Below are 24,067 nucleotides of genomic sequence, written 5' to 3'. Positions count from 1 at the left end.
GATGCAGTGTTCTGCATCCTTTTTATTTTCCTGTTTTCAAAATGTTAAATATGATTTTTGCCTGGTCGGTATTGTTGATCAGTCCGCTGAATTTCTCTTTTCCGGGGCCGTTCGCGTATACCGGTACTTCTTCACCGGTATGATCGGTACTGGTCCAGCCGCTGTTAGAGCGGGTGTTGAAAATCTTGATGATGGCTTTGTAGGCGCCTTTGCTTTTGTCAGCCTGTGAAGCGGCTTCAATACTTTTCATTTCTTCACGTGTGAAATCCAGATCTGTATAGCGGGCGAGCACATCTTTGACCGGTTTGCCTTCGCTGATTTTTTTGGCCATAAACTCAGGTGTTTTTTTCGCGGCCAAAATCGGCTCCGCATGCCAATTTTTTTCGCCGTTTGCACCGATGGTAAATCCGCCTGTCGTATGATCAGCAGCTGCAATCACAAGCGTATGTTTATCTTTTTTCGCAAATTCAATAGCGGCTTTATAGGCCTGTTCAAAATCCTTAACCTCGCTCATGGCTCCGACAGTATCATTGTCGTGAGCGGCCCAGTCAATTTGGCTGCCTTCAACCATCAAGAAAAACCCTTTTTTATTTTGATTCAGCCGGTCAATTGCTGAAACAGTCATATCTTTCAGGGATGGGGTTTTGCTGTCGCGGTCGAGCGCTTTATCAAGCCCACCGTCTGCAAAAAGCCCGAGCACCTGCTGATCTTTATTTTTCTTCAGCGCTTGTTTTGTTGTCACATAGCTGTAGCCCGCTTGTTTAAATTCTTTCGTTAAATTTCTGTCCTTGCGGGTAAAGTAGGATTTTCCGCCGCCAAGCAAAACGTCAATTTTTTGTTTGCCTTTTATTTTATCATCTATATAGCTGTTGGCGATTTGGTTCATATTTTTCCGCGATTCATTGTGAGCGCCGTATGATGCGGGTGTGGCGTGGTTAATTTCAGAAGTTGCGACAAGCCCTGTTGACTTGCCTTGCTGCTTGGCTTCTTCGAGTATTGATTTTACTTTTTTTCCGTTTTTATCGACGCCAATTGCATTGTTATATGTCTTAACGCCTGTCGCCAATGCTGTTCCGGCGGCTGCTGAATCTGTAATATTATAGTCAGGGTCATCTGGGTGCGTCATCATCATGCCTGTCAGGTTCCGGTCAAATTCAGTTAACTTTGGGTTGTTCGGTGTTTCACCGTTATTTTTCATGGAACGGTAGGCGTTTATGTATGATGCTCCCATGCCGTCCCCAATCATCACAATGACATTTCTGATCTCATCTTTGTTTTGTTTTTTGGCGCTTGCTTTTTCGGTCTGCTGCAGCTCTGCACCGGCGAATATACCGGCTGTAAGCACGGAAACAGCTGCGACTGGCAGCAATTTTGATTTCATTTTTTGAAACAGACTCATTTTTTTGCAGGCCTCCTTTAATTTGTTCTGCTTATTACGATAGGGAATGTTTGTTAAGTGCGGCTGTTGATCCTGTAAACATTAGGTAAAGGATTGTGATGAATATAAATTGTCTGTGTCCGTTATCTTGCCTTTCTTTCATCAAAGCATTCATTTTTCCGGAAAAATCTTTACCTCATGGTTTATGCGTGATATGGTTGTTTAAATAAAAAAACTGCGGATGCCCGCAGTTTTTATCGAAACCTATAAGTTCCACATTCTTTCGCTATGTCATAAATCCCCAAAACCTTCTTCAATTATTTCCTAAATGTTGATAAACCGCCCAAAAAACATGACAAAAGCACTCGTTTTTTGTCACCTTTGAAATGAAAATGAAATATTTAATACCCTTAAAAACTTTTTTTGAAAACGAATAATTAAGAAATTTGTCACGTGAAGTCAAGACTATTTCTGTTGGGAATCCATCCTTATAATAGAAAACAAGATGATTAATTAAAAAAAGAGATAATAATAGATATACATATTTAGGGAGGAAAACATGAAAAAGCAAATCATTACAGCTACAACAGCAGTAGTTTTAGGATCGACCTTATTTGCAGGAGCGGCATCTGCACAAAGCGTCAAGGTGAAAAAAGGCGACACGTTATGGGATCTTTCAAAAAAATACGGCACCACAATAAGTAAAATTAAATCAGAAAACAAGCTTCATTCTGATATTATTTACGCAGGACAGACTTTATCTATTAACGGTAAATCGGCAACATCAGGTTCAAAAAGCAGTTCATCTTCTTCTACATACAAAGTAGTGAGCGGCGACAGTCTTTGGAAGATTTCGAAAAAATACGGCATGACGATCAATGAACTGAAAAAACTGAACGGCTTAAAATCAGATCTTCTGCGTATCGGACAAGTTCTGAAAGTGAAGGGCTCAAGCAGTTCAAGCAGCTCCGGCTCATCAAGCGTGTCTACGTCTGCAACTTCTACATACAAAGTAGTAAGCGGCGACAGTCTATCTAAAATCGCGAAAAAATACGGCACAACGGTTAGCAAAATAAAGAGTCTCAACGGCTTAAAATCAGATTTAATCTATGTCGGACAAGTATTGAAGGTGAAAGGAACAAGTTCAAAACCTGTCACTTCCTCTAAGCCTTCATCTAGTTCAAGCAGCAAAGTATCATCTACATCACTTAACGTAAGCAAACTGGTTTCTGATGCAAAAGCGCTAACTGGAACGCCGTACAAATGGGGCGGAACAACAACTTCCGGTTTTGACTGCAGCGGATTCATTTGGTACGTATTAAACAAACAAACAAGTGTGGCAAGAACGAGCACTGCGGGGTACTGGAGTTCCATGAAGAGCATTGCCAGCCCGTCTGTCGGTGATTTCGTATTCTTTACAACATATAAATCCGGCCCTTCTCACATGGGGATTTACATTGGAAACAACAGTTTCGTTCATGCAGGATCTGACGGTGTACAAATCAGCAGCCTGAACAACAGCTACTGGAAGCCTCGCTACCTCGGTGCGAAAAGATTCTAATTTTACGAAGTAACCCGTTCATAGAACGGGTTTTTTCATTAGACGGAGCATCTTCGTTTTGGTTACATTTAAAAATGAAAATGTGATAAAAAGTCCAAAAACTTTTTTTCCTTCTTATTTTCATAAAGGGCGATCGCATAAGCACCGGCATAAGGCAGCTGCACAGAATGGTAAGGAATTCTGATCATCTGTTTTTCCTCTAATTCGCGCTTTACTGTAGATAAGGGGAGGAATGAAACGCCAAGTCCTTCTTTTATAAACCGTTTCGTTATATGGGTTTGTGTGACTTTCATTGTTCTCACAAATGGAAAAGTCACTCTGACTTGACGGAGTAAGTCGTCCCAGTAGTCAGGATGATTGTGGGTCAAAAGCAGGTATTGCTCAAGCACCTCTTTGGCATCAATTTCTTCGTCTGATGTGAAACGCTGATCAGGAGGCGCAACGAGGACGACAGGGTCCTTATATAAACAGTGGCATGTTAAAGAAGAAGACTGGACTTTTAAACAGCTCAGTCCGATATCCGCCTCGCCGGCTTTAATCAGAGACGAGATTTCTGCCGATTCAAAAATTTTCACTGCAATTTCTGTTTCGGTATTCATTGAAGTGTATCGTTTCATAACAGATGGAAGCACGGTATCGGCAATAAGCGGCGAAACCGCGAGCTGTAAGGTTTGAGAGTAGCCTTGTCTCACTCTGTGGAGCTCTGCCATGCTGTTTTCATAGTCATCAAGCAGCCTCAGTGCGAACGGCAAATAAGCCCTGCCTTCATCGGTTAACTGAATCTGCCTGCCTTTTCGCTCGAACAGCTTGCAGCTGATTTCTTTTTCTAATTGCTTGATATGAACGGTTACAGTGGGCTGAGATAAAAAAAGCGTTTCTGCTGTTTTTCTGAAGTTTTCATATTTCGCTGCGGTCACAAAGGTGTGAAGCCATTTGAAATCCATTTCCATTCTCCCTCTGATTAAGATTTTTAATTAATTCCCTTTAAAATATTCAATATTTTTTAAATATTATATTTACTATAATAACAGAAAAGGATAGGGGGAATACAAATGGTACATTACGGATTAAAGGGAATTACATGTGTGGACACATCAATCAGCCATATTGACGGCGAAAAAGGTCGCCTTATCTACAGAGGGCATCATGCAAAAGACATCGCGCTGCATCACAGCTTTGAAGAAGCCGCTTACTTGATCTTATTTGGAAAACTGCCGGCATCAGATGAATTACAGACATTTGAAAAAAAGCTGATTGCGGAGCGAAACCTGCCTGACCGCATCGGGCGTTTGATTCAGTCGCTGCCAAACAACATGGACGACATGTCGGTACTGAGAACGGTTGTTTCAGCATTAGGGGAAAATACGTACACGTTTTATCCAAAAATAGAAGAAGCGATTCGGCTGATTGCCATCACGCCGTCCATTATCGCTTACAGAAAACGCTGGGTGCGCGGCGAGCAAGCCATTGAGCCATCTTCCCAGTACGGACATGTCGAAAACTATTATTATATGCTCACAGGTGAACAGCCTTCAGAAGCAAAAAAGAAAGCGCTTGAAACATATATGATTCTGGCCATGGAGCACGGCATGAACGCATCAACTTTCTCGGCACGGGTCACTTTGTCTACAGAGAGTGATTTGGTATCGGCCATTACCGCGGCGCTTGGCACGATGAAAGGCCCGCTTCATGGAGGGGCTCCATCTGCTGTGACGAAAATGCTTGAAGACATTGGAGAAAAAGCGAATGCTGCAGCGTATTTGACAGCAAAACTTGAAAAAGGAGAACGCCTGATGGGATTTGGGCACCGCGTGTATAAGACGAAAGATCCGCGGGCAGAAGCTTTGAGACAGAAAGCTGAAGAGGTTGCAGGCGATGACCGTGATTTGGATCTGGCGCTGCATGTAGAGGCAGAAGCGATTCGTTTGCTGGACATCTACAAACCGGGCCGCAAGCTGTACACAAACGTTGAATTTTATGCAGCTGCTGTCATGAAGGCGATTGATTTTGATGATGAATTGTTTACACCGACGTTTTCCGCAAGCCGAATGGTAGGCTGGTGCGCACACGTGCTGGAACAAGCAGAAAACAACATGATTTTCCGCCCGTCAGCTAAATATACAGGGGCTATTCCTGAAGAAGTACTTTTATAAACATATTTTGCGGTTTATTCGCTGCTGTGATGTGGTAAACGATCAGTATTATCATGTCTAGGAGTGATCAATATGAACCCAATGGACAGACAAACAGAAGGACAAGAACCGCAGCGGCAGGACCGGCAGCCGGGTATTGAGTCCGAAATGAATCCTCTTCCTTTATCAGAGGACCGTGATTATAAAGGAAGCGGAAAACTGAAAGGAAAAGTCGCGATCATTACAGGAGGCGACAGCGGAATCGGGAGAGCGGCAGCAATCGCGTACGCAAAAGAAGGGGCGGACGTCTCCATTCTTTATCTGGACGAACATTCTGACGCGGAGGAAACGCGAAAACAGATTGAACAGGAAAACGTCCGCTGCCTGCTGATTCCGGGTGACGTCGGAGATGAGAAGCATTGTGAACAGGCTGTACAGCAAACCGTAGACCATTTTGGGAAGCTGGATATTTTGGTTAACAACGCAGCTGAACAGCACCCGCAGGACAGTATTCTTGATATTTCAACAGAACAGCTTGAAAAAACCTTCCGCACGAACATTTTTTCAATGTTTCATATGACAAAGAAAGCTTTGCCTCATTTGAAAGAAGGGAGCGCAATCATTAATACGACCTCGATTACCGCTTATGAGGGGGATACCGCATTAATTGATTATTCCAGTACAAAGGGGGCAATTGTCTCCTTTACACGATCAATGAGCAAATCTCTTGCGGACAAAGGCATCAGAGTGAATGCGGTGGCGCCCGGTCCGATTTGGACACCGCTGATTCCGGCGACATTCCCGGAAGAAAAAGTGAAACAGCATGGACTTGATACACCGATGGGCAGACCGGGACAGCCGGTTGAGCATGCGGGGGCGTACGTCTTGCTCGCATCTGACGAATCTTCCTATATGACGGGACAGACGATTCATGTAAATGGCGGCCGTTTTATTTCAACATAATGTACAAAAAACCAGCAGATTTGCTGGTTTTTTTGTGCATGAAAATATGTTACCGCAGAAATTTGTCGAATTTTTTAAAAATTTAGTTTTCATTTTCAGATTTTTATATATAATATTGAGTAGGAGAAAGGAATGATTCATCACCAGTACAAATATAGTAGAAAAAAAGAAAAACGGCCATTACCGCTCATGAATTCAGAAAATTCAAATAAAATATAAAGAAAACATCAGCTAGGAGTTGAAGGGGAATGAAAGGAAGCGTATTTAGGAAGAAAAGCATACAAGATTTAATCGCTGCAACAAATGGAGAAAAATCCTTAAAAAGAGAATTAGGGGCGTTTGACTTAACATTGCTTGGGATTGGGGCCATTATTGGTACTGGGATTTTTGTACTGACGGGGACAGGGGCGGTAACTGCTGGACCCGGACTGACCATTTCATTTGTTGTCGCAGCGCTGGCTTGTTTATTCGCTGCATTGTCTTATGCTGAATTTGCTTCAAGTGTGCCTGTCTCAGGTTCCGTGTACACATTTACTTATGCTACAATGGGAGAACTTTTGGCCTTTATTATCGGGTGGGATTTAATTTTAGAGTATATGCTGGCGGTAAGTGCCGTTTCAGTCGGGTGGTCCGGGTATTTTCAATCATTTTTGTCCGGGCTTGGCATTCATCTTCCGGTTGCCTTAACGGCTGCTCCGGGGGCTGTAAAAGGAACATTTACCATTTTTAATCTGCCTGCGTTTGTCATTGTTCTTGCGATTACGTATTTGCTTTATTTAGGCATCAGAGAATCTAAAAGAGTCAACAACATTATGGTGATTTTAAAAGTGCTGGTCGTTCTCTTATTTATTGCGGTGGCAGCTGTTTACGTGAAGCCGGATAACTGGCAGCCGTTTATGCCAATGGGCTTTGGCGGCGTTTTCAGCGCAGCGGCGCTCGTTTTCTTTGCTTTTATCGGATTTGACGCTGTATCCTCTGCTGCGGAAGAGACGAAAAACCCTGGGAAGGATCTGCCGAAAGGAATTATTTTCTCATTATTGGCTTGTACGATTTTATATGTTACTGTATCAGCCATCATGACAGGGGTTGTTCCGTTTGCCCAGTTTGCAGGCGTCGATCATCCGGTTTCTCTCGTTCTTCAAAGCGCGGGGCAAAACTGGGTGGCAGGCATTATCGATATCGGCGCGGTTTTGGGAATGACAACGGTTATGCTTGTGATGCTTTATGGACAGACACGCGTTATGTTTGCTATGTCTCGTGACGGCCTGGTTCCGGGCTCGCTTTCTAAGGTTCATCCGAAGCATAAAACACCTTATGTTGCGACTTGGTTTTTCGGCATTATGTCGGCGCTTCTCGGTTCACTTGTTCCGCTTGATGAGCTTGCCAAGCTGGTAAACATCGGTACGCTGTCAGCGTTTGTGCTGATTTCTGTGGCGGTTATCGTATTGAGAAAGAAACAGCCTGATCTCCCGAGAGCTTTTAAATGTCCGGGGGTTCCGGTTATCCCGGGCTTAGCAATTCTTTTCTGCCTGTTCTTAATTTTTAATCTTGGATGGGTAACGATTGTCCGCTTCCTTGTGTGGCTGTTAATTGGCATGGCGATCTATTTCTTATATTCAAGAAAGCATTCAAAATTAAATCAATAACTCTCAAAGAAGAGAGCGGCTTACACTGGCCGCTCTTTTTTCTATTCTCATCAAATGAATATATAGAAATAAGCATAAAAATAAGAGATAATATAGGCTGGAAAGGAAGTGACATCATTGTCTGAGCAAAAACCAGTCCAATGGGCTTCAAAAATCGGTTTCGTCATGGCTGCCGCTGGATCAGCTATCGGCTTAGGCGCGATTTGGAAGTTCCCTTATGTAGCGGGGACGAATGGAGGAGGCGCCTTTTTCCTTATTTTTGTGCTATTTACCATTCTCTTGGGCTATCCGCTTTTAGTGGGAGAATTTATCTTTGGAAGACGGAACCAAACGAATGCCATTGATGCATATAAAAAAGAAGCGCCGCGAACAGCTTGGTTTCTCACAGGATGGGTCGGCGTAGCGGCTTGTTTCTTAGTTTTATCGTTTTACAGTGTTATCGGAGGATGGATTTTACTATATATAGTGAAAACAGCATCAGGTTCACTGTCAGGACTCACCCAGGAACAGTACGGTGCACTTTTTGGTTCTGTTATTCAAAATCCCGTGCAGACGCTCGCGGCTCAGCTTATCTTTATGGTGCTGACTGTGCTGGTTGTCGCCAGAGGGGTTCAAAAAGGGATTGAACGGGTAAGCGCGGTGATGATGCCGATTTTGTTTATATTGTTTGTCCTGCTTGTTCTTCGGTCGCTCACGCTGGATCATGCGATTGAAGGCGTGAAATTTTTGCTTGTGCCTCATTTCGGCGATTTGACGCCGGAGTCTGTTTTATTTGCGCTGGGACAGGCTTTCTTTACGTTAACACTGGGGGTTTCGGTCATGGTGACTTACAGCTCCTATCTGCCGAAAACGCAAAATATCCCGCGGTCTGCAGCCTCCATTGTCGTCATGAATATCATTGTGACACTTTTGGCAGGCCTGGCTATTTTTCCTGCGGTTTTCTCCTTCGGATTGGAGCCGAATGAAGGTCCGACTTTGCTGTTTACAGTGCTTCCGGCCGTTTTTGAACAGCTTCCGTTCGGCATCCTGTTTTTCATCGGCTTTCTTGTCGCATTTTTATTTGCCGCACTGACCTCTGCCTTTTCAATGGTGGAAATGATTGTAGCCATTATCGGCAAAGGCGATGAAACGAAGAGGAAAAAACTGTCATGGACAAGCGGGTTTTTAATCTTCTTAGTCGGTATCCCATCTTGCTTATCTTATGGCATGCTGAGCGATGTGCGCATATTTGATAAGACGTTTTTTGACGTTGTCGATTTTACTGTCAGCAATGTTCTGCTGCCATTAGGCGCCCTGTTAATTTCTATTTTTATTCCGCTGAAAATATCGAAACAGGAGCTGTGGGCAGAAATGAGACAAGGATCGCATCCCGGAAAAGCATTCTTTTATGTATGGTTTTATTTGCTCCGTTTCGTTGTGCCGCTGGCTATTATTATTGTGTTCTTAAATTTAATCGGGATTATATCCTTTTAGAAAAACAGGCTCCGCTGGGGGCCTGTTTTTTTGTTTTTTATGAATTCATCAGCGGCTCCCATGCGGTTTTCAGCTTTTTGATACCGAGCCGGATGTCCTCTTCAGAAAGCCCTCCATAACCGATTAAGACAGAAACAAACGGCGGCTGGCTTTTGTACGATGGAGATACCGGATAGACATTCACTCTGTTTTTGGCAGCGGCTTTTATTGCTTTATCCTCACTGGCTGAAAACATAAGCCGGAGCAGGATGTGAAGCCCCGAGTTTTTTCCGAGAACCTCCACACTGTCTCCCAGTTCAGTTCGAATCGCTTCCAGCAGAACAGCATGTTTTTTTCGATACAAGGATCTCATCCTGTTCAAATGCTTTTGCCATTCGCCGTTTTCAACGAAATCTGCCAATGCCAATTGATTATGAGAAGAGACGGTCTGTTTCATCAAAAGCTTTTTCGTACGGGTTCAATAAGTGCAGCAGGAAGAATCATATAGCTGATCCGCAAAGAAGGGAGCAATGATTTTGAAAAAGTGCCGAGATAAATAACCCTGCCATTCGGGTCAAGGCCTTGCAGAGATGGAATGGGCTGCCCGCTGTAGCGAAATTCTCCATCATAATCATCCTCAATAATAAATGAGTTTGCCTCTTTTGCCCAAGACAACAGCTCCTGTCTTCGGGCGATCGTCATTATGCTCCCGAGCGGGAATTGATGCGAGGGAGTCGTATAGACAAGATGCGGGCTCTCGTGTGTAAGGATAGCCGGCAGGACTCCTTCTTCATCAGTGCAAATGGGAATCACGTTCATGTGATTGGCCTCAAACATTCGTCTTGAACGGTGAAATCCCGGTTCTTCAAAACCGATTTTTGTTCCCGGCTGAAGCGTAAGGCAAAGAATTTGCAGAAGGACAGTAGTGCCTGCTCCGATAATAATCTGGCTGGGGTCACAATTGACACCGCGTGACAGTCTGACAAATCGGGCTATCATTTCTCTGAGTGCAGGTTCTCCTTGAGGATCGCCTGAGGTGTGAAATTGTTCAGAATACAGATCGAGACTTTTCACTATGCTTTTTCGCCAAGCGTTAAAGGGAAAGTGGACCGGATCGACATTTCCTTGATGAAAGTTAATAACAGGTTCTATTTCTTTATGAGTGACCGATTGAGGAGGCGGTTGATATGATACTGGAGCAGCCGGAAACTCAGGTTCAATTTCTGCCGCAAACCAGCCGATTTTAGGCTTATTTTTGACATATCCTTCAGCGGTTAATTGCTCGTAGGCGCGTTCTACCGTTGCCGTGCTGACACCGAGCAAGCCGGAGAGCCTGCGTTTTGACGGAAGCCTCATTCCCTTGGTGATTCTGGCATGTGTCATTTCTTGTTTGAAATAGGTGTAAAGCTGTTCATACAGCGGTGTTTTGCTTGTTTTGTCCAGAAACGGCGTGATATCCATTTTATCTCTCCTTTGCATCTGGCATGGTCATTTTTTCAGGTTTTGGCTATTTGGTGAATGCCATAAATCGGATATCATCATTGTAACGAATGGAGAGGGGATTGATAAGATGCTTCATATCAAACAATTAACGACTAGAGAAGAATGGATGGAAGCATATCCGGTGATGCACGAATTAAGAACAGAGCTGGATGAAAAGACGTATTTACATAGGCTGGAACGCTGTGTCCAAAAAGAGTCGTATATGCTGTTTGCCTTATATGAGGATAAAGCGATTAGGGCGCTGTGCGGCGCACTGCCAAGGGTCTCGCTTCATAAAGGAGAGTACGTATGGATAGCGGATCTTGTCACAAGCGGGTCTCATAGATCTAAAGGGTACGGCAAACTTCTTTTGGATTATGCGGCAAACTGGGCGAAAGATGCGGGCTATCCTCTTGTCAGTCTTTCATCAGGCCTTCAGCGCAAAGACGCCCACAGATTTTATACGGATAAAATGGGATTTGCGATTGAAAGTTATTTATTCAGAAAACAGCTGTAATAAAAAAGACGCCGTTTCAGGCGTCTTTTCTGCTAAAAGCCAAACTGTAAGTTGGTATCCACTGATACGATGGTATACACACAGATAATCACAAAGAGATTAAGTACAACGCCGAGCAGGCCGGGACCCGTGCGTCCTCTTTTGATGAAAAGCTCGATAACGCCAAACGGAACGGCGGCCATGGCAAACGGCAGCATTTGATAAGAATAAGAGGTCACATTGCTGATAATCGCCAAATTAAGCAAGAGCAAAGACAGAATTGCTGTCCCGACAGATATCCAGCCAAATACATTATGTTCTTTAAAAATTCTTACCAATTCCATAATTCCACCTCGCCGACATTTGCTGATTTTACTGATTTGTTTTTCAGCATGCGCTGGATTTCCTTGGTCGGTCCTGTAACGACTGAGCCGTATACATTAACACCATTTTTCTCTACATAATCCAAGCGGGAGTCCACTTTTAAATCTTTTCGTTTTGAGATGACCTGCGCCCATTTCTCGTGCTTCGATATGTAAGTTAAAGCATCGATAAATTGGTCGCCGTTTGACTTGCCTTTTGTATTAAGCGCAGTCAGGAACTTTGAATCTTTCCCTGGGTAGCCAAGCGGCTCTGCGTAAGGGGTATCCTTTGTATTGTTCTCTGTTTCAACTGCGTTCCACAAAAAGCTTACATCATAGCCGCTGAATTTTTGATACACTTCTTTTGTCGGATATGCCCGGTCATAAGAAAGGTAGACCTCGGAAACAGTCCCTTCAGGCAAAGTTTTTAATGTTTTTTCTGCTTTTGCGGTTGTTTGTTCAGATCCGCTTGATGGGTGTGTAAAGTAATGGCCGGCTTTATGGATTTCTAAGTCATAGTAGTTGACGACCGGCGCTTTCACTCTGTCATAAAACATTTCCACCCGTTCATTCCCCACGGCGGCCGTTTTTGTGCCAATCTGTTTTTGCAGCGGGAATTCTGTATTCATGCCAAACAGCTTCACCTGGCTCTTCAGTCCAGAAGTATCGACAAGAACATTTGGCATAGTCAGGGCTACAGTGACTGCGGCAGTTTCCATAAATTCATTGCCGGTGCTGTGTTTTCCTCCCATTCCGTAATAGAGGTAGCTTCCCAGCGTACATAGCGGCAAAATCATTAATGTCGAAATGACGGCAAGCGCGGAAATACGCAAATAAGACTTCCGTTTGCCGTAGGCCAGAATGGCTTTTTGTTTTTCAGGACTGATGTCGACATCCCAATCATGATCGTCTGGCAGCTCACTATCAATCATTTCCTGATACACTTCGAGCTTCTCAAGTTCCTCTTCAAACGCGGTCATTTCCTGATCGCTCATTTCACCGTTTTTATATTGATCAAAACGCTTTTTAAATTCTTCATTCATCATTAACACCTCTATTATAAAGTGCTTTCAGCCGCTGTCTGGCACGAAACAAAACACTTTTAAAATTCGCCTCTGAAATATTCATAATATGGGATGCTTCTTTGTAATTTAATTCTTTTAAATAATATAGTGTTAACGCCTCCCGATAGTTATCGGGGAGCTCGGACATATAACCAGTCAGCACTTCCTTTATCTCTACCTGATGGGCAGGGCTCTGAACAGCAGTTTGAAAGAGACTTCCAATCAAATCATCAGAAATGGTTACTTCTTTCTTATGCTTTCTGACGTAATCAATGAAGGCGTTCCGCGCCACTTGAAAAAGCCAGGGCTTTACTTTGCTGTGATCATAGGAGTGAATGTGTATGTATGCCCGCATAAAGGTTTCCTGCAGCAAGTCTTCGGCAAGATGCTTGTCTTTTGTCATGGAGAGCAGGAACCTGTAAACATCATTCATGTACATTTGGTAAATTTCATCGATCGTCACTGCCTTTTCTCCCCTCTATGTTATACACGCATAAGAAAGGTTTAAAGTTGCACATTACATGCAAACGGCTTTTTAATACGTAATTAAACACCATTACTCTATAGTACCGAAAATTTGCCCTGAAAGATAGTGGTGAGAAATGTTTAACATTTTTTCCATCAGGGAAACCATAGTGAAAAAGTGAAGGAGTGGCACAATGGAATATACCAGTATCTCAGACACAGGAATAAAAGCCTCCCGAATTGGACTCGGCACATGGGCGATCGGCGGCACCATGTGGGGAGGCACTGATGAAAAAACATCGATCGAAACCATCCGCGCCGCTCTTGATAAGGGGATCACACTGATTGACACCGCGCCGGCGTATGGGTACGGGCAGTCCGAAGAAATTGTCGGGAAGGCGATCAAGCAGCATGGGGCAAGAGATCAGGTTGTTCTTGCCACTAAAACGGCGCTGGATTGGAAAAACAATCAGCTGTTCCGCCATGCTAACAGAGCGAGAATTATACAGGAGGTCGAGGATTCCCTGCAACGTCTTCAGACGGATTATATCGATCTATATCAGGTGCACTGGCCTGATCCGCTTGTCCCGATAGAGGAAACAGCAGAAGTGATGAAGGAATTATATGATGCCGGGAAAATCCGCGCGATCGGCGTCAGTAATTTTTCGGTTGAACAAATGGATACATTTAGGGCTGTTGCTCCGCTTCATACAATCCAGCCTCCTTACAATCTGTTTGAAAGGGAAATTGAAGAGAATGTGCTCCCGTATGCGAAAGACAAACAGATGACAACACTATTGTACGGCAGTTTATGCAGAGGGCTGTTAACAGGAAAAATGACAGAAGATCAATCGTTTGAGGGAGACGATCTCCGAAATCACGATCCGAAATTCCAGAAGCCAAGATTTAAAGAGTATCTTTCTGCTGTCAATCAATTAGATGAGCTGGCGAAGACACGGTATGGAAAATCAGTGATTCATCTGGCCGTCAGATGGATTTTAGACCAGCCGGGAGCTGGGATCGCCCTTTGGGGGGCTAGAAAACCTGAGCAAATAGAAGCGGTTTCAGAAATTACCGGCTGGACGCTGAGCAGTGAAGATAAAAAAGACATCAATACCATATTGGAACATACGATATCAAACCCGGTCGGACCGGAATTTATGGCGCCTCCGACAAGAGAGGGCATATAACAAAAAGCTGAGGATGATTCCTCAGCTTTTTGACGTTAAGAAAAGAGAAATCTTAAAAATTAGTACCAGGTAATAAAAAATGTTGTTATAATAAGTAACAGAAAGAATCATTGATTACGACAAAGGAAGTGCGATATGTATAAGTTTTGTGCAAATGCTTTAAAAGTTATTCTTTCTCTTCGCGGAGGAGTGAAGGTGTATAACAAAGAAAACCTTCCGGCCGATTCAGGTTTTGTCATCGCGTGTACACACTCTGGCTGGGTTGATGTGATCACACTCGGAGTCGGGATTCTTCCTTATCAAATACACTACATGGCGAAAAAAGAGCTTTTTCAAAATAAATGGATCGGTTCGTTTCTGAAGAAAATTCATGCCTTTCCGGTAGATCGGGAAAATCCCGGCCCAAGCAGCATTAAAACGCCGATTAAGCTGCTGAAAGAAGGAGAAATTGTCGGAATCTTCCCAAGCGGAACAAGAACCTCTGAGGATGTGCCTTTAAAAAGAGGCGCAGTGACAATTGCGCAAATGGGGAAAGCGCCCCTTGTTCCGGCCGCTTATAAAGGACCTTCAAGCGGAAAGGCGTTGTTCAAAAAAGGAAAAATGAAGCTGATTATCGGTAAACCTTTGCAGCAGGCCGATTTTGCCCACCTTCCGTCTAAGGAAAGGCTGGCGGCTATGACAGAGGCTTTGAATAACAGCATTAAAGAGCTTGAAAAGAAGCTGGAACAACTTTAATTCATCAGTCATTGCATTCATCCATTTCCCGATTGTTTATAATTTCCTGGGCCATTAGCTATACTAAATGAGGTATTGATCATTGGGAAAGGTTACGGATCATGAAAAAAATGATAATAGTCGGGGCTGGAATTTTGGGAGCATCAACAGCATATCAGCTAGCCAAAATGGGTGCAGAGGTTCTTGTTATAGATCGGAAAGATAAGGGCCAGGCCACCCATGCAGCGAAAGGCATTATCTGTCCATGGCTGTCTCCTCGCCGTGATCAGGCTTGGTACCGGCTGGCAAAGGACGGAGCGCGCTTTTATCCTCGGTTCATAGAAGAACTTAGAAAAGAAGGCGAGACGGACATTGGTTATGCTCAAGTCGGTGCTCTCAGTATTCATCACGATAAAGAAAAGATAGAAAAGATCGAAAAACGTGTGCGGGAGCGTAAACAAGCTGCCGCCGAAATTGGTGAGATTACCTTTCTTCATGAAAACCAAACCGCTGATTTGTTTCCTCTGCTGGCTGAACGGTACCATTCTGTTCATATAAGCGGAGCCGCCCGCGTGGATGGAGAAGTGCTGCGAGATACATTATTGAGATCTGCTCAAAGAAACGGTGCAGTCATTTTAAAAGGTGATGCTGCGCTTCGACATCATTCGAATCGTGTCACAGGCGTAACTGTCGGTAATGAAATCTATTCTTCTGACGAGGTTATTGTTTGTGCCGGTGTTTGGGCAGACCAATTGTTAGCGCCTTTGGGAATTCACTTCAAAGTAAGTGTGCAAAAAGCGCAAATTGTGTATGTGCAGGTGCCGAATGTAAATCATATCGACAGCTGGCCTGCAGTGATGCCGCCTTCCAAAGAATATCTTTTAGCTTATCATGACAATAGAATAGCCATCGGTGCGACACGTGAAGATGAGATAGGCGGACGTGATGTGCGGGTAACGGCCGGCGGGCTGCAGGAACTTCTGAGCAAAGGATTAGAAATGGCTCCCGGCTTAGCGAACAGCACCTTTCAAGAGGCAAGAGTCGGCTTACGCCCCTTTACACCAGGCGATGTGCCGGTGATCGGATCTCTTCCCGGCTGGAATGGGATCATAGTGGCAAACGGTCTTGGTTCGTCTGGTTTAACAATGGGCCCCTATATGGGGGAGCAGTTGGCGAAGCTGGCTCTCAAAATGGATTTGGATATCAATTTAGATGATTATGATATAAAAAAAGCAGCAGGAGTCCGGTGATCGCCTGCTGCTTTTTTGTGATGTTTATATTTTTGATAATGATAGCTGATCCTCTGGCAGTGCTTTAAGAGAGCCGTCATTATTTAATACAGAACGCCATGTATAACGCGGTTCATAGCCAAGGACCTTTTTGGCTTTATCGATTGCCATCAGCGTTTCATATCCCTTTATATCTCTCTTTAAAGATACATCGGGGAAAAATCGTTTTACTAAGTCTTCACTCGGCTCTTTCATGATAGTATCGGGTGCAGTAATATGGAAGACGTCATTTCCGAGATTGTTTTTTTCGAGTGCTAGAAGGCAAGCATGTGCAGCATCCCTGACATCACAATACGCCCATGCATTTTTCTTTTGAATATCCTTTTGCTGCTCGTTCCAGTGCATGCCTGGGATTTTTTCGTACTCATCAGGCTCATATATATTCGCAAAGCGGAGAGTGACAATTTGTGTATTGATCAGCTTTGAATACATATCTGAGAGGATTTCGGTCAGCCGTTTTGCCATCGCATAAGATGACTTTACGATCGTTGGATGCTCCTCGTCTACGGGAAGGTAACTGAGCTCGTCCGGAACAAATGGATATCCCAGCACTGTTTCACTTGAAGCCCACACAAGCTTACGGATTTTAAAATCTTTACAGGCTTCCAGGATATTAAAATTAACAAGCATATTATTTTCAAATATCGCCTGTGATGTATTCCTGACATCTGTAGGGATATTCCCAAGGTGAATCACAGCGTCACAGCCCATAATTAGCTGACATACCTGACCGTAATCCCGTAAATCAGCTTGAATAAATTTTTTCGATGCGGATTCTTCTTTTAATACTCTGTCTGATGCTGTCACATCATGGCCGGCCTCTAATATTGTTCTTACAGCCCAGCGTCCGATTTTACCTGCTGCTCCAGTTACGACAACTTTCATGTTTTCGCTCCTTTTCGATAATAATGCAGAGATGTTCGTTTTTCTCGCAGTTGCACCTTTTTAGAGTTCCCGCGGATGACCGATTTATTAGCAGCAGTTTTCAGAAGAGAGGTATGATCATGTCAAAAACGAACCAGAATAAAAAAAGACACCCCAATAAAGGGTGTCTTTTCAAATTATGCTTCTTTCGACTCTCCAACTTCTATCAGCTCTTCTGCTGCGAGCTTTTTCACTTCAATATAAGCGACGTGGTGGCCGTCAATTTCATTAATAATAAATTCACAGCCTTCTTCGATAATTGAATCGTTCTTTTCAACATCGTATTTCTGAGTAAGGAACCAGCCGCCGATCGTATCGACTTCTTCATTCTCTAAATGAATGCCGAGCAGGTCGTTCACTTGGTCGATCAAGACTTTACCGTCCAGCATGTAATGGCCTTCGCCGATCTTGCGGATTTCGCTGATTTCATCAATATCAAACTCATCGCGGATTTCGCCAACGATTTCTTCAATAATGTCCTCTACCGTCACCAGTCCGGCAGTTCCGCCGTATTCATCTGACAGGATTGCCATGTGGACTCTTTCTTTTTGCATTTTGACAAGCAAATCATGGATCGGCGCAGATTCAATCACATGAATGATCGGATTCACGAATTGAGAGATGGTGGAATCAACAGAAACCTCGCCGCTGATGCAGGCGGTCAGCACTTCTTTAATATTAATAACCCCGATAATATTATCTTTATCGCCCTCTTCTACTGGGTAGCGGGTATATTTTTCAATTTGAATGATTTCCATCATTTCAGAAATCTTAATGTCGTGCGGAAGGCTGACAATCTCGGTCCGCGGGATCATAATTTCTTTCGCGAGCCTGTCGTCAAATTCAAAGATTTTATTCACATATTTAAACTCTGACTGGTTAATTTCACCGCTTTTATAGCTTTCCGACAGAATGATTCTTAGCTCTTCTTCAGAGTGAGCCAATTCGTTTTCTGATACGGTCTCCAGGCCAAAAGCTTTTGTCAATAACCGTGCGGAATTGTTCAAAAGCCAGATGAACGGGAACATGATGCGGTAAAACCAAATCAGCGGTTTCGCAAACAGCATAGACACTGCTTCCGCCTTTTGGATGGCAACTGTCTTAGGTGCAAGTTCTCCGACAACAACGTGCAGGAACGTGATAATGGCATACGCCAAAATAAACGATATGATATGTGAAAGGGAACTTGGTACGTCCAATTGTACGAAAAGCGGATGAACAAGCCTTTCAATCGTTGATTCCCCTAAAACCCCTAATCCAATGGAAGTCAATGTAATTCCAAGCTGACACGCAGATAGATACTCATCAAGATGCGTGGTCACTCTTTTTGCGGCAATTGCTGCTTTATTTCCTTCCGAGATCAGCTGATCAATCCGTGAGCCTCTGATTCTGATAATGGCAAACTCAGATGCTACGAAAAACGCCGTCAGGGCGATTAAAACAGCGACTAAAATCAAATTCACTATGTCCAATTAGAACCTTCACTCTACAATGAGAATGAAGGTAACACCTCCTGTTAGTAAAATGGTTTTAACTTAACAGCAGCATAAATGATTGGAACACGGCGAGCTTTTCGGGTGTAAGTTTGCTTTTTAGCTTGTCACGCTCCTCAGGCTCCAGCCGTTCAAACCGATGCAAGATTCCGGAGATGTTTTGATTCATATAATCAATTTCAGATGCCAGATTTCCAATTTCATCATGATCTATGGCTGAAGAGGGAAACTGGTTCTCCAGTCGATCTTTAATATCGGACAGGGCCAATCTCTGCTGCTTGCAATCTACAATAAATATGAGTCGTTTAAGTGCGTTTTCATCGTAGTAACGATAATTTGAACAGGATCTGGCCGGCGTCAGCAGACCAAGATTCGTATAATAATCAACTGTTCGTTTCGTTACTCCGGCAAGTGCCGCTAGTTCACTGATACGATAAGTCTCAGCCCCATCTAAATCCCTCCCAACCATCACGTTATAGTTATGAGAATAGTTTAATATATGAAGGGTGCCTTACACAAGTTTATTGTTTTTTTGAGATGCCGGATATGGAAATTGTGGCATCCGAATTCTGATTGAAGTAACATAGATAGATAGAATGTTCAATTTATATGTGCAGAAGGGACAGATGAGATTGGCTGGTTTATCGCGGGAAATTGAAGAGAACCTTAATAAAGGATCGTGGATTCGAAAGCTGTTCGATGAAGGAGCGAGACTGAAGAAAGCGTTCGGGAATGACCAGGTGTTTGATTTTTCAATCGGCAATCCGGTCGTTGAACCGCCTGAAGCCTTTACGAGAGCATTAATAGAAGAAGCTGAAAAAGGAAACCACGGATACATACAAAATCAGGGCCTTCCTGAAGCTAGAGAAAAAGTCGCGCAATTTCTGGCAGGCCGCTTTGCTGCCGAGTTTTCAGCTGAGCGCGTTGTCATGACAGTAGGTGCGGGCGGCGCATTGAATGTGGCGTTAAAAAGTATATTAAATCCGGGAGAAGAGGTCATCATTCTCGCTCCTTATTTTGCAGAATATAAATTGTATATTGAGAACTATGGCGGGAAGGCTGTCAGCTGCCCGCTGACAGCCCGGTTCGAGATTGACATTGAAGCGGTCAGGCAGGCGATCACCCCGCAGACGAAAGGGCTCATCCTGAATACACCGCATAACCCGACGGGAACCGTACTCAGCCAGAAAAATATAGATGATCTAGGCGCTCTGTTAAAAGAGATCGAAGAGACAAACGGCCAAACCATCTATGTGCTGTTTGATGAACCGTACAGTCAGCTGATTTATGATGAAGAACTGGCAAATCCGTTTCAATCGTATCACCGTGTCATTTTGGCGAGCTCATTCAGTAAAGACCTCGGCATAGCAGGGGAGCGGCTCGGTTATATCGGCTTAGACAGCAGCATGCCGGATGCCGACCTTTTGATAAACGCTTTTGTGTACTGCAATCGAACGCTTGGATTTGTAAATGCGCCTGTCATGATGCAGCGGGCTGTGGCGAGAATGGAAGATTTAAGAATAGACGCAAGCGCTTATAAAGAGCGCAGGGATCTCATGGTTGATATTTTAAAGGAAGCCGGTTTTGAATTTGAAATGCCAAAAGGCGGTTTCTTCGTTTTTCCGAAGTCGCCAATTGAAGATGAAGTCGCATTTTGTGTGCATGCAGCGCAAAAGTATAAATTGTTAATTGTACCGAGCAGCGGTTTTGGGATGAAAGGGCACTTCCGTTTATCCTTCAGTGTGCCGCTGGAGCAGATCAAAAAATCACGCGACATCTTTATTGCCTTATATAAAGATTTTTCATAGGCCATCTCAGACAAAAAGATAACAGCTATTTGAGGCTGTTATCTTTTTTATTTGTCGTATGCCCCAAGCTTTGTCCTGTTTTTCAATTCCTGATTTTATCTCTCCCTTAGATAAACCGCCAAATTCAATCATAACAGCAGAGCCCGCCAAATGAAGGAAAAACCATTTATAACGCATACTGGATAAGCCAATTACTGGCCCTTGCCTGCGCTGCGTGACAGACGCATCTTTTAAGCATTCAAATGATCTAACGGTCACCAATTGTTCCGTCTTAAACGAGCTTCATCCTATGCACGCCTTTGAATCAGTATACGAGCTTCAGCTTGAAAAACAGATCAATGTCTGATATTTCAGCGAACAGCGTCTTGCCAATAGCCTTTAGCATCTTTACAGGTGCAGAGTCAGAGATTGAAAGGCTATACACAGATATCGAGAACCTGCTGGCCGGATGAATCAATAGTTTGTCCCGTGATAAAAGTCTAAAAATTAAAAATCATTTTTGGAATGAGTTGTGTTACAATAAAATATACAATTTATAATCAAACTTTGACTTGGAGGTGGTATGATGGGGCCCTCTGCTTAGGCAACAATACACCGCGTACCTCAATGTTAAGGAAAAATGATTATATCAGGAGGTGACTCCTTATCCTTTAATGAGGGGATAAGGTTAAATGGACGATATTGACAGTCTGATTTTAATTGGTGTGCTCATTGCTTTAACTGCATTTTTCGTCGCAAGTGAGTTTGCGATTGTTAGAGTAAGGAGATCCAAAATTGATCAGCTTATAACAGAAGGAAACAAACGGGCGATACTCGCAAAGCGTGTCATTACAGATTTGGATGAATATTTATCTGCATCCCAGCTGGGCATTACAGTGACATCGATTGGACTCGGCGTGCTGGGGGAGCCGGCATTTGAACGGCTGCTGCACCCATTGTTTGAACCGCTCGGCCTGCCGGAATCGGTTTCTCATGCAGTCTCTTTTGCGGTCGCGTACGGCTTGATTACATTTCTGCATGTTGTTGTAGGTGAACTGGCCCCGAAAACGGTCGCGATTCAAAAGGCTGAACAGCTAACCTTGCTGATAGCGGGTCCGCTGCGACTATTCTATTTGCTCCTGTTTCCGTTTATTTGGATCCTGAATGGATCGGCGCGGCTTTTATGCGGCATGTTTGGTTTAAAGCCGGCGTCAGAACATGAGGGTTCTCATTCTGAAGAAGAACTCAGAATGCTGTTGTCTGAGAGTTTAAAAAACGGAGAGATTAATCCGTCTGAATATAAATATGTGAATAAGATTTTTGAATTTGATAACCGCATTGCCAAAGAAATTATGATACCGCGGAAGGAAATGGCCGCTGTATCAACAGATATGACAATGGCCGAGATGCTGGAGGTTATGCTGAAAGAAAAATACACCCGCTGGCCTGTCACGGATGGGGACAAAGACAGTGTAATCGGCTTGGTCAATACGAAGCATTTGTTTTCTGATTTGCTGTTTATGACAGAAGAGGAAAGAATGAAAATGACGATCCATCCGTATGTGCGGCCAGTGATCGAAGTCATTGAAACAATTCCGGTTCATGATCTGCTGATTAAAATGCAGCGTGAACGCATTCATATGGCGATTTTGTCGGATGAATACGGCGGAACCTCAGGACTTGTCACGACAGAGGACATTCTTGAAGAAATTGTGGGCGAGATCAGAGATGAATTTGATGAAGACGAACAGCCGCTGATCCAAAAGCTTGGCGACCGCCATTATATTATGGATGGAAAGGTTCGCATGGATCAGGTGAACAGCCTTCTTGGCGCATCGATTCAAGAAGACGTGGACACTATCGGCGGGCTGATATTGAAAGAAAACATTGATATTGAGGCTGGTGAATCCATTCGCATCGGATCATATACAATAAAGGTGCTGAAGATGGATGGCCGTCTGATTAAGCAAATAGATATAAAAGAAGAAATCAGCAAGACAACCGGGGTTACGGCCCACCATACGCTGCCGATGCCCGAGCCGGTCATGCTGAACAGTGCAACCTTGAGCGAGAAATAAGCTCAAGGTTTTTTTATGTCAGCAGCGTCCAGCCGCACCAAAACGCCAAGAGGGACCCGCAAAGCGTTAAGCCGATGTATAGGATGCTTTCCTTTACACGCTTCGCCAGCAAGAGCTGAACACTTTCAACGCTGAAAGTGGAAAAAGTGGTAAAGGCGCCAAAAAAGCCGGTGCCGATGATGAGTGCTGCAGATGAATTTGTCACGTGAAGCCCTGTAAAAAGACCAAGACCGAGGGCACCCAGTATATTAACGGTCAAAATACCGACTGGAAAACGAAGGCTTTCGGTTTTAGATGTTATGACATTGCCGAGCCAAAAACGCAGCACAGCACCGAGTCCTCCCGCTGCGAAAATACCAGCTAGTGTCATCATTGCTTCCGCCCCCTTCCTATTTGAGATCGGGCTATTTGCCGTCCTGCCAAAACGCCAAAGAGGGCAAGTACGATTCCGGATATGAATGAGGACACCATATACAAAACAGCTAATGACGAATGGGATTGCAACAGCATGACCGTTTCTTTAGAAAATGTTGACATGGTTGTAAAGCCTCCGCAAAAACCGGTGCCTAAAAAAGCCGATAGCAAAGGCCGTTTCGCCCTAATCATAAAAAAACCGGTCAGAACGCCTAGTAGAAGGCTGCCTGCCGCGTTCTCCAGCCAAGTTGCAGCCGGAAATATGTCATTGTTTATGCCGATGTTCAATCCGTATCGGAGACAAGCGCCAAGGGCGCCTCCGATAAAAACTGCACTATATCTATTCATGTTTTCCATCCTTTAATACGTAGTCCGGGTAGTCTGTGACAATACCGTCCACGCCTATGGCCTGCAATTTGGCTGCTGTTTTCTGATGCCTTACTGTCCATGCAAACACTTTTAATCCGTTTTTATGGGCGGAAGCGATCATGAGACGATTGAGACGTGTGTATTTGATGTTGACATAATTTGCGAAAGATTTGCAGGCTTTCAGCTGATTTCTGGACAGCATGCCAAAATTCGGCCTTGTAATAACGGCTGTCGGAATCGATGGATAAAGTTCGCGGAACCTTTGGATGGAGCGGAACCCAAAGGATTGAACAATATTGTTAATAGAAAAAGAAAATTGTCCTAACAGCTGTCCCACTTCTTCTTCAATCCCGATTTGCGAAGGATGGCCTTTTAGTTCAATTAAAAGTCCGATTTTTTTATGGTAGCGCTTGAGCACGTCCTCCAGAGTCGGGATTTTTTCTCCTTGAAAAGCGGGGCCGTACCAGCTTCCTGCATCGAGTGCCTGCAGCTCCTTCAGCGTAAAATCCTTAACAAAGCCTGAACCGTTTGTTGTCCGGTCCACTCTGTCATCGTGTATAACGACAATCTGCCTATCTTTTGTTAGCTGGACATCCAGCTCAATCATATCTGCATTCATTTCTGCCGCGAGATCAAATGCAGCAATTGTATTTTCGGGAGCGTAGCCGGATGCTCCGCGGTGGGCAATGGTGTACAAGCTTGTCAGCTCCTCATATGGGCATTTCTGTTATTGTATCAAATCCATATATGCACCGCGATACCAACTTGTGAATTTTTTTCTGTCATATTTGAATAGTCCAAGCTGAAA

General features: G+C 43.9%; 22 protein-coding genes and 1 pseudogene. 11 read left to right on the top strand and 12 right to left on the bottom strand.

Annotation, left to right across the window (positions count from 1 at the left end):
- Window positions 1–22: 22 nt before the first annotated feature.
- Entirely contained in the window at window positions 23–1,399 is a 1,377-nt protein-coding gene (locus KXD37_RS13535; protein ID WP_263463618.1) for an alkaline phosphatase, read from the bottom strand.
- A 538-nt stretch (window positions 1,400–1,937) separates the two neighbouring features.
- Here KXD37_RS13535 and KXD37_RS13530 point away from each other — a divergent pair.
- A complete protein-coding gene (locus tag KXD37_RS13530) occupies window positions 1,938–2,939 on the top strand; it encodes a LysM peptidoglycan-binding domain-containing protein (RefSeq protein WP_127695594.1) in 1,002 nt (333 codons plus the stop codon).
- Window positions 2,940–3,007: 68 nt separating this feature from the next.
- On the opposite strand, the gene citR is transcribed toward KXD37_RS13530, so the two are convergent.
- A complete protein-coding gene (gene citR / locus KXD37_RS13525; RefSeq protein WP_024120726.1) occupies window positions 3,008–3,883 on the bottom strand; it encodes a transcriptional regulator CitR in 876 nt (291 codons plus the stop codon).
- 108 nt (window positions 3,884–3,991) lie between these two features.
- Here citR and citA point away from each other — a divergent pair, with 108 nt between their 5' ends.
- The 4 genes from citA to KXD37_RS13505 all read left to right on the top strand — a co-directional run bounded on the left by citA (window position 3,992) and on the right by KXD37_RS13505 (window position 9,153).
- Entirely contained in the window at window positions 3,992–5,092 is a 1,101-nt protein-coding gene (citA, locus tag KXD37_RS13520; RefSeq protein ID WP_024120727.1) for a citrate synthase CitA, read from the top strand.
- Between the two features lie 72 nt (window positions 5,093–5,164).
- Window positions 5,165–6,034, top strand: coding sequence for an SDR family oxidoreductase (locus KXD37_RS13515; protein WP_024120728.1), 870 nt, complete (start codon window positions 5,165–5,167; stop codon window positions 6,032–6,034).
- Between the two features lie 248 nt (window positions 6,035–6,282).
- Entirely contained in the window at window positions 6,283–7,680 is a 1,398-nt protein-coding gene (gene bcaP, locus KXD37_RS13510) for a branched-chain amino acid transporter BcaP (RefSeq protein WP_101860899.1), read from the top strand.
- Between the two features lie 117 nt (window positions 7,681–7,797).
- Window positions 7,798–9,153, top strand: a complete 1,356-nt coding sequence (locus KXD37_RS13505; RefSeq protein WP_106021550.1) for a sodium-dependent transporter — start codon at window positions 7,798–7,800, stop codon at window positions 9,151–9,153.
- A gap of 37 nt (window positions 9,154–9,190) precedes the next feature.
- On the opposite strand, the pseudogene KXD37_RS13500 reads toward KXD37_RS13505, so the two are convergent.
- Window positions 9,191–10,593 (bottom strand): annotated as a pseudogene (locus KXD37_RS13500) (PLP-dependent aminotransferase family protein).
- Between the two features lie 109 nt (window positions 10,594–10,702).
- Between KXD37_RS13500 and KXD37_RS13495 the strand changes: the two are divergent.
- Window positions 10,703–11,131, top strand: coding sequence for a GNAT family N-acetyltransferase (locus tag KXD37_RS13495; protein ID WP_106021548.1), 429 nt, complete (start codon window positions 10,703–10,705; stop codon window positions 11,129–11,131).
- A gap of 32 nt (window positions 11,132–11,163) precedes the next feature.
- On the opposite strand, the gene KXD37_RS13490 is transcribed toward KXD37_RS13495, so the two are convergent.
- The 3 genes from KXD37_RS13490 to sigM are packed head-to-tail and all read right to left on the bottom strand — an operon-like array spanning window position 11,164 to window position 12,999.
- Window positions 11,164–11,454 carry a hypothetical protein gene (locus KXD37_RS13490; protein ID WP_024120733.1) on the bottom strand — a complete coding sequence of 97 codons (291 nt, stop codon included), beginning with the start codon at window positions 11,452–11,454 and terminating at the stop codon, window positions 11,164–11,166.
- Window positions 11,442–12,518, bottom strand: a complete 1,077-nt coding sequence (locus KXD37_RS13485; RefSeq protein WP_095713735.1) for an anti-sigma factor — start codon at window positions 12,516–12,518, stop codon at window positions 11,442–11,444. The genes KXD37_RS13490 and KXD37_RS13485 overlap by 13 nt, the downstream gene beginning before the upstream one ends.
- A complete protein-coding gene (gene sigM / locus KXD37_RS13480; RefSeq protein ID WP_024120735.1) occupies window positions 12,508–12,999 on the bottom strand; it encodes an RNA polymerase sigma factor SigM in 492 nt (163 codons plus the stop codon). Before sigM ends, KXD37_RS13485 begins: the two co-directional genes overlap by 11 nt.
- Before the next feature lie 196 nt (window positions 13,000–13,195).
- Here sigM and KXD37_RS13475 point away from each other — a divergent pair, with 196 nt between their 5' ends.
- The 3 genes from KXD37_RS13475 (at window position 13,196) to KXD37_RS13465 (ending at window position 16,155) form a co-directional block, all read left to right on the top strand.
- Window positions 13,196–14,191: an aldo/keto reductase gene (locus KXD37_RS13475; RefSeq protein WP_188323648.1), complete on the top strand. Its 996-nt coding sequence runs from the start codon at window positions 13,196–13,198 to the stop codon at window positions 14,189–14,191.
- 135 nt (window positions 14,192–14,326) lie between these two features.
- Entirely contained in the window at window positions 14,327–14,926 is a 600-nt protein-coding gene (locus tag KXD37_RS13470; RefSeq protein WP_024120737.1) for a 1-acylglycerol-3-phosphate O-acyltransferase, read from the top strand.
- Between the two features lie 101 nt (window positions 14,927–15,027).
- Window positions 15,028–16,155, top strand: coding sequence for an NAD(P)/FAD-dependent oxidoreductase (locus tag KXD37_RS13465; protein WP_106021547.1), 1,128 nt, complete (start codon window positions 15,028–15,030; stop codon window positions 16,153–16,155).
- Between the two features lie 24 nt (window positions 16,156–16,179).
- On the opposite strand, the gene KXD37_RS13460 is transcribed toward KXD37_RS13465, so the two are convergent.
- The 3 genes from KXD37_RS13460 to KXD37_RS13450 all read right to left on the bottom strand — a co-directional run bounded on the left by KXD37_RS13460 (window position 16,180) and on the right by KXD37_RS13450 (window position 19,080).
- Window positions 16,180–17,079, bottom strand: a complete 900-nt coding sequence (locus tag KXD37_RS13460; RefSeq protein ID WP_101860894.1) for an NAD-dependent epimerase/dehydratase family protein — start codon at window positions 17,077–17,079, stop codon at window positions 16,180–16,182.
- A gap of 176 nt (window positions 17,080–17,255) precedes the next feature.
- Window positions 17,256–18,590 (bottom strand): hemolysin family protein, encoded by a 1,335-nt coding sequence (locus KXD37_RS13455; RefSeq protein WP_263463617.1) that lies wholly within the window; start codon window positions 18,588–18,590, stop codon window positions 17,256–17,258.
- A gap of 58 nt (window positions 18,591–18,648) precedes the next feature.
- On the bottom strand, window positions 18,649–19,080 hold the full coding sequence (locus KXD37_RS13450) for a MerR family transcriptional regulator (protein WP_024120741.1): 432 nt from the start codon (window positions 19,078–19,080) through the stop codon (window positions 18,649–18,651).
- Between the two features lie 157 nt (window positions 19,081–19,237).
- Here KXD37_RS13450 and KXD37_RS13445 point away from each other — a divergent pair, with 157 nt between their 5' ends.
- Both KXD37_RS13445 and KXD37_RS13440 read left to right on the top strand, forming a co-directional pair.
- The gene (locus KXD37_RS13445; RefSeq protein ID WP_263463616.1) at window positions 19,238–20,419 is read left to right on the top strand and encodes a pyridoxal phosphate-dependent aminotransferase; all 1,182 of its coding nucleotides are present in this window, start codon (window positions 19,238–19,240) and stop codon (window positions 20,417–20,419) included.
- A gap of 671 nt (window positions 20,420–21,090) precedes the next feature.
- Window positions 21,091–22,476 carry a hemolysin family protein gene (locus KXD37_RS13440; RefSeq protein ID WP_101863766.1) on the top strand — a complete coding sequence of 462 codons (1,386 nt, stop codon included), beginning with the start codon at window positions 21,091–21,093 and terminating at the stop codon, window positions 22,474–22,476.
- A gap of 13 nt (window positions 22,477–22,489) precedes the next feature.
- Here KXD37_RS13440 and crcB read toward each other — a convergent pair whose 3' ends face one another.
- Genes crcB through KXD37_RS13425 form a run of 3 tightly spaced genes read right to left on the bottom strand, consistent with a single transcriptional unit; the run spans window position 22,490 to window position 23,956 of the window.
- Window positions 22,490–22,846: a fluoride efflux transporter CrcB gene (gene crcB / locus KXD37_RS13435; RefSeq protein WP_024120744.1), complete on the bottom strand. Its 357-nt coding sequence runs from the start codon at window positions 22,844–22,846 to the stop codon at window positions 22,490–22,492.
- Entirely contained in the window at window positions 22,846–23,238 is a 393-nt protein-coding gene (locus tag KXD37_RS13430) for a fluoride efflux transporter FluC (RefSeq protein ID WP_106021544.1), read from the bottom strand. The genes crcB and KXD37_RS13430 overlap by 1 nt, the downstream gene beginning before the upstream one ends.
- Window positions 23,231–23,956 carry a glycerophosphodiester phosphodiesterase gene (locus KXD37_RS13425; RefSeq protein ID WP_151174873.1) on the bottom strand — a complete coding sequence of 242 codons (726 nt, stop codon included), beginning with the start codon at window positions 23,954–23,956 and terminating at the stop codon, window positions 23,231–23,233. Before KXD37_RS13425 ends, KXD37_RS13430 begins: the two co-directional genes overlap by 8 nt.
- Window positions 23,957–24,067: the final 111 nt, after the last annotated feature.

This window comes from Bacillus sp. XT-2 (assembly GCF_025696525.1).
Lineage (GTDB): Bacteria > Bacillota > Bacilli > Bacillales > Bacillaceae > Bacillus > Bacillus halotolerans.
This window is presented reverse-complemented; position numbering and strand designations above follow the sequence as displayed.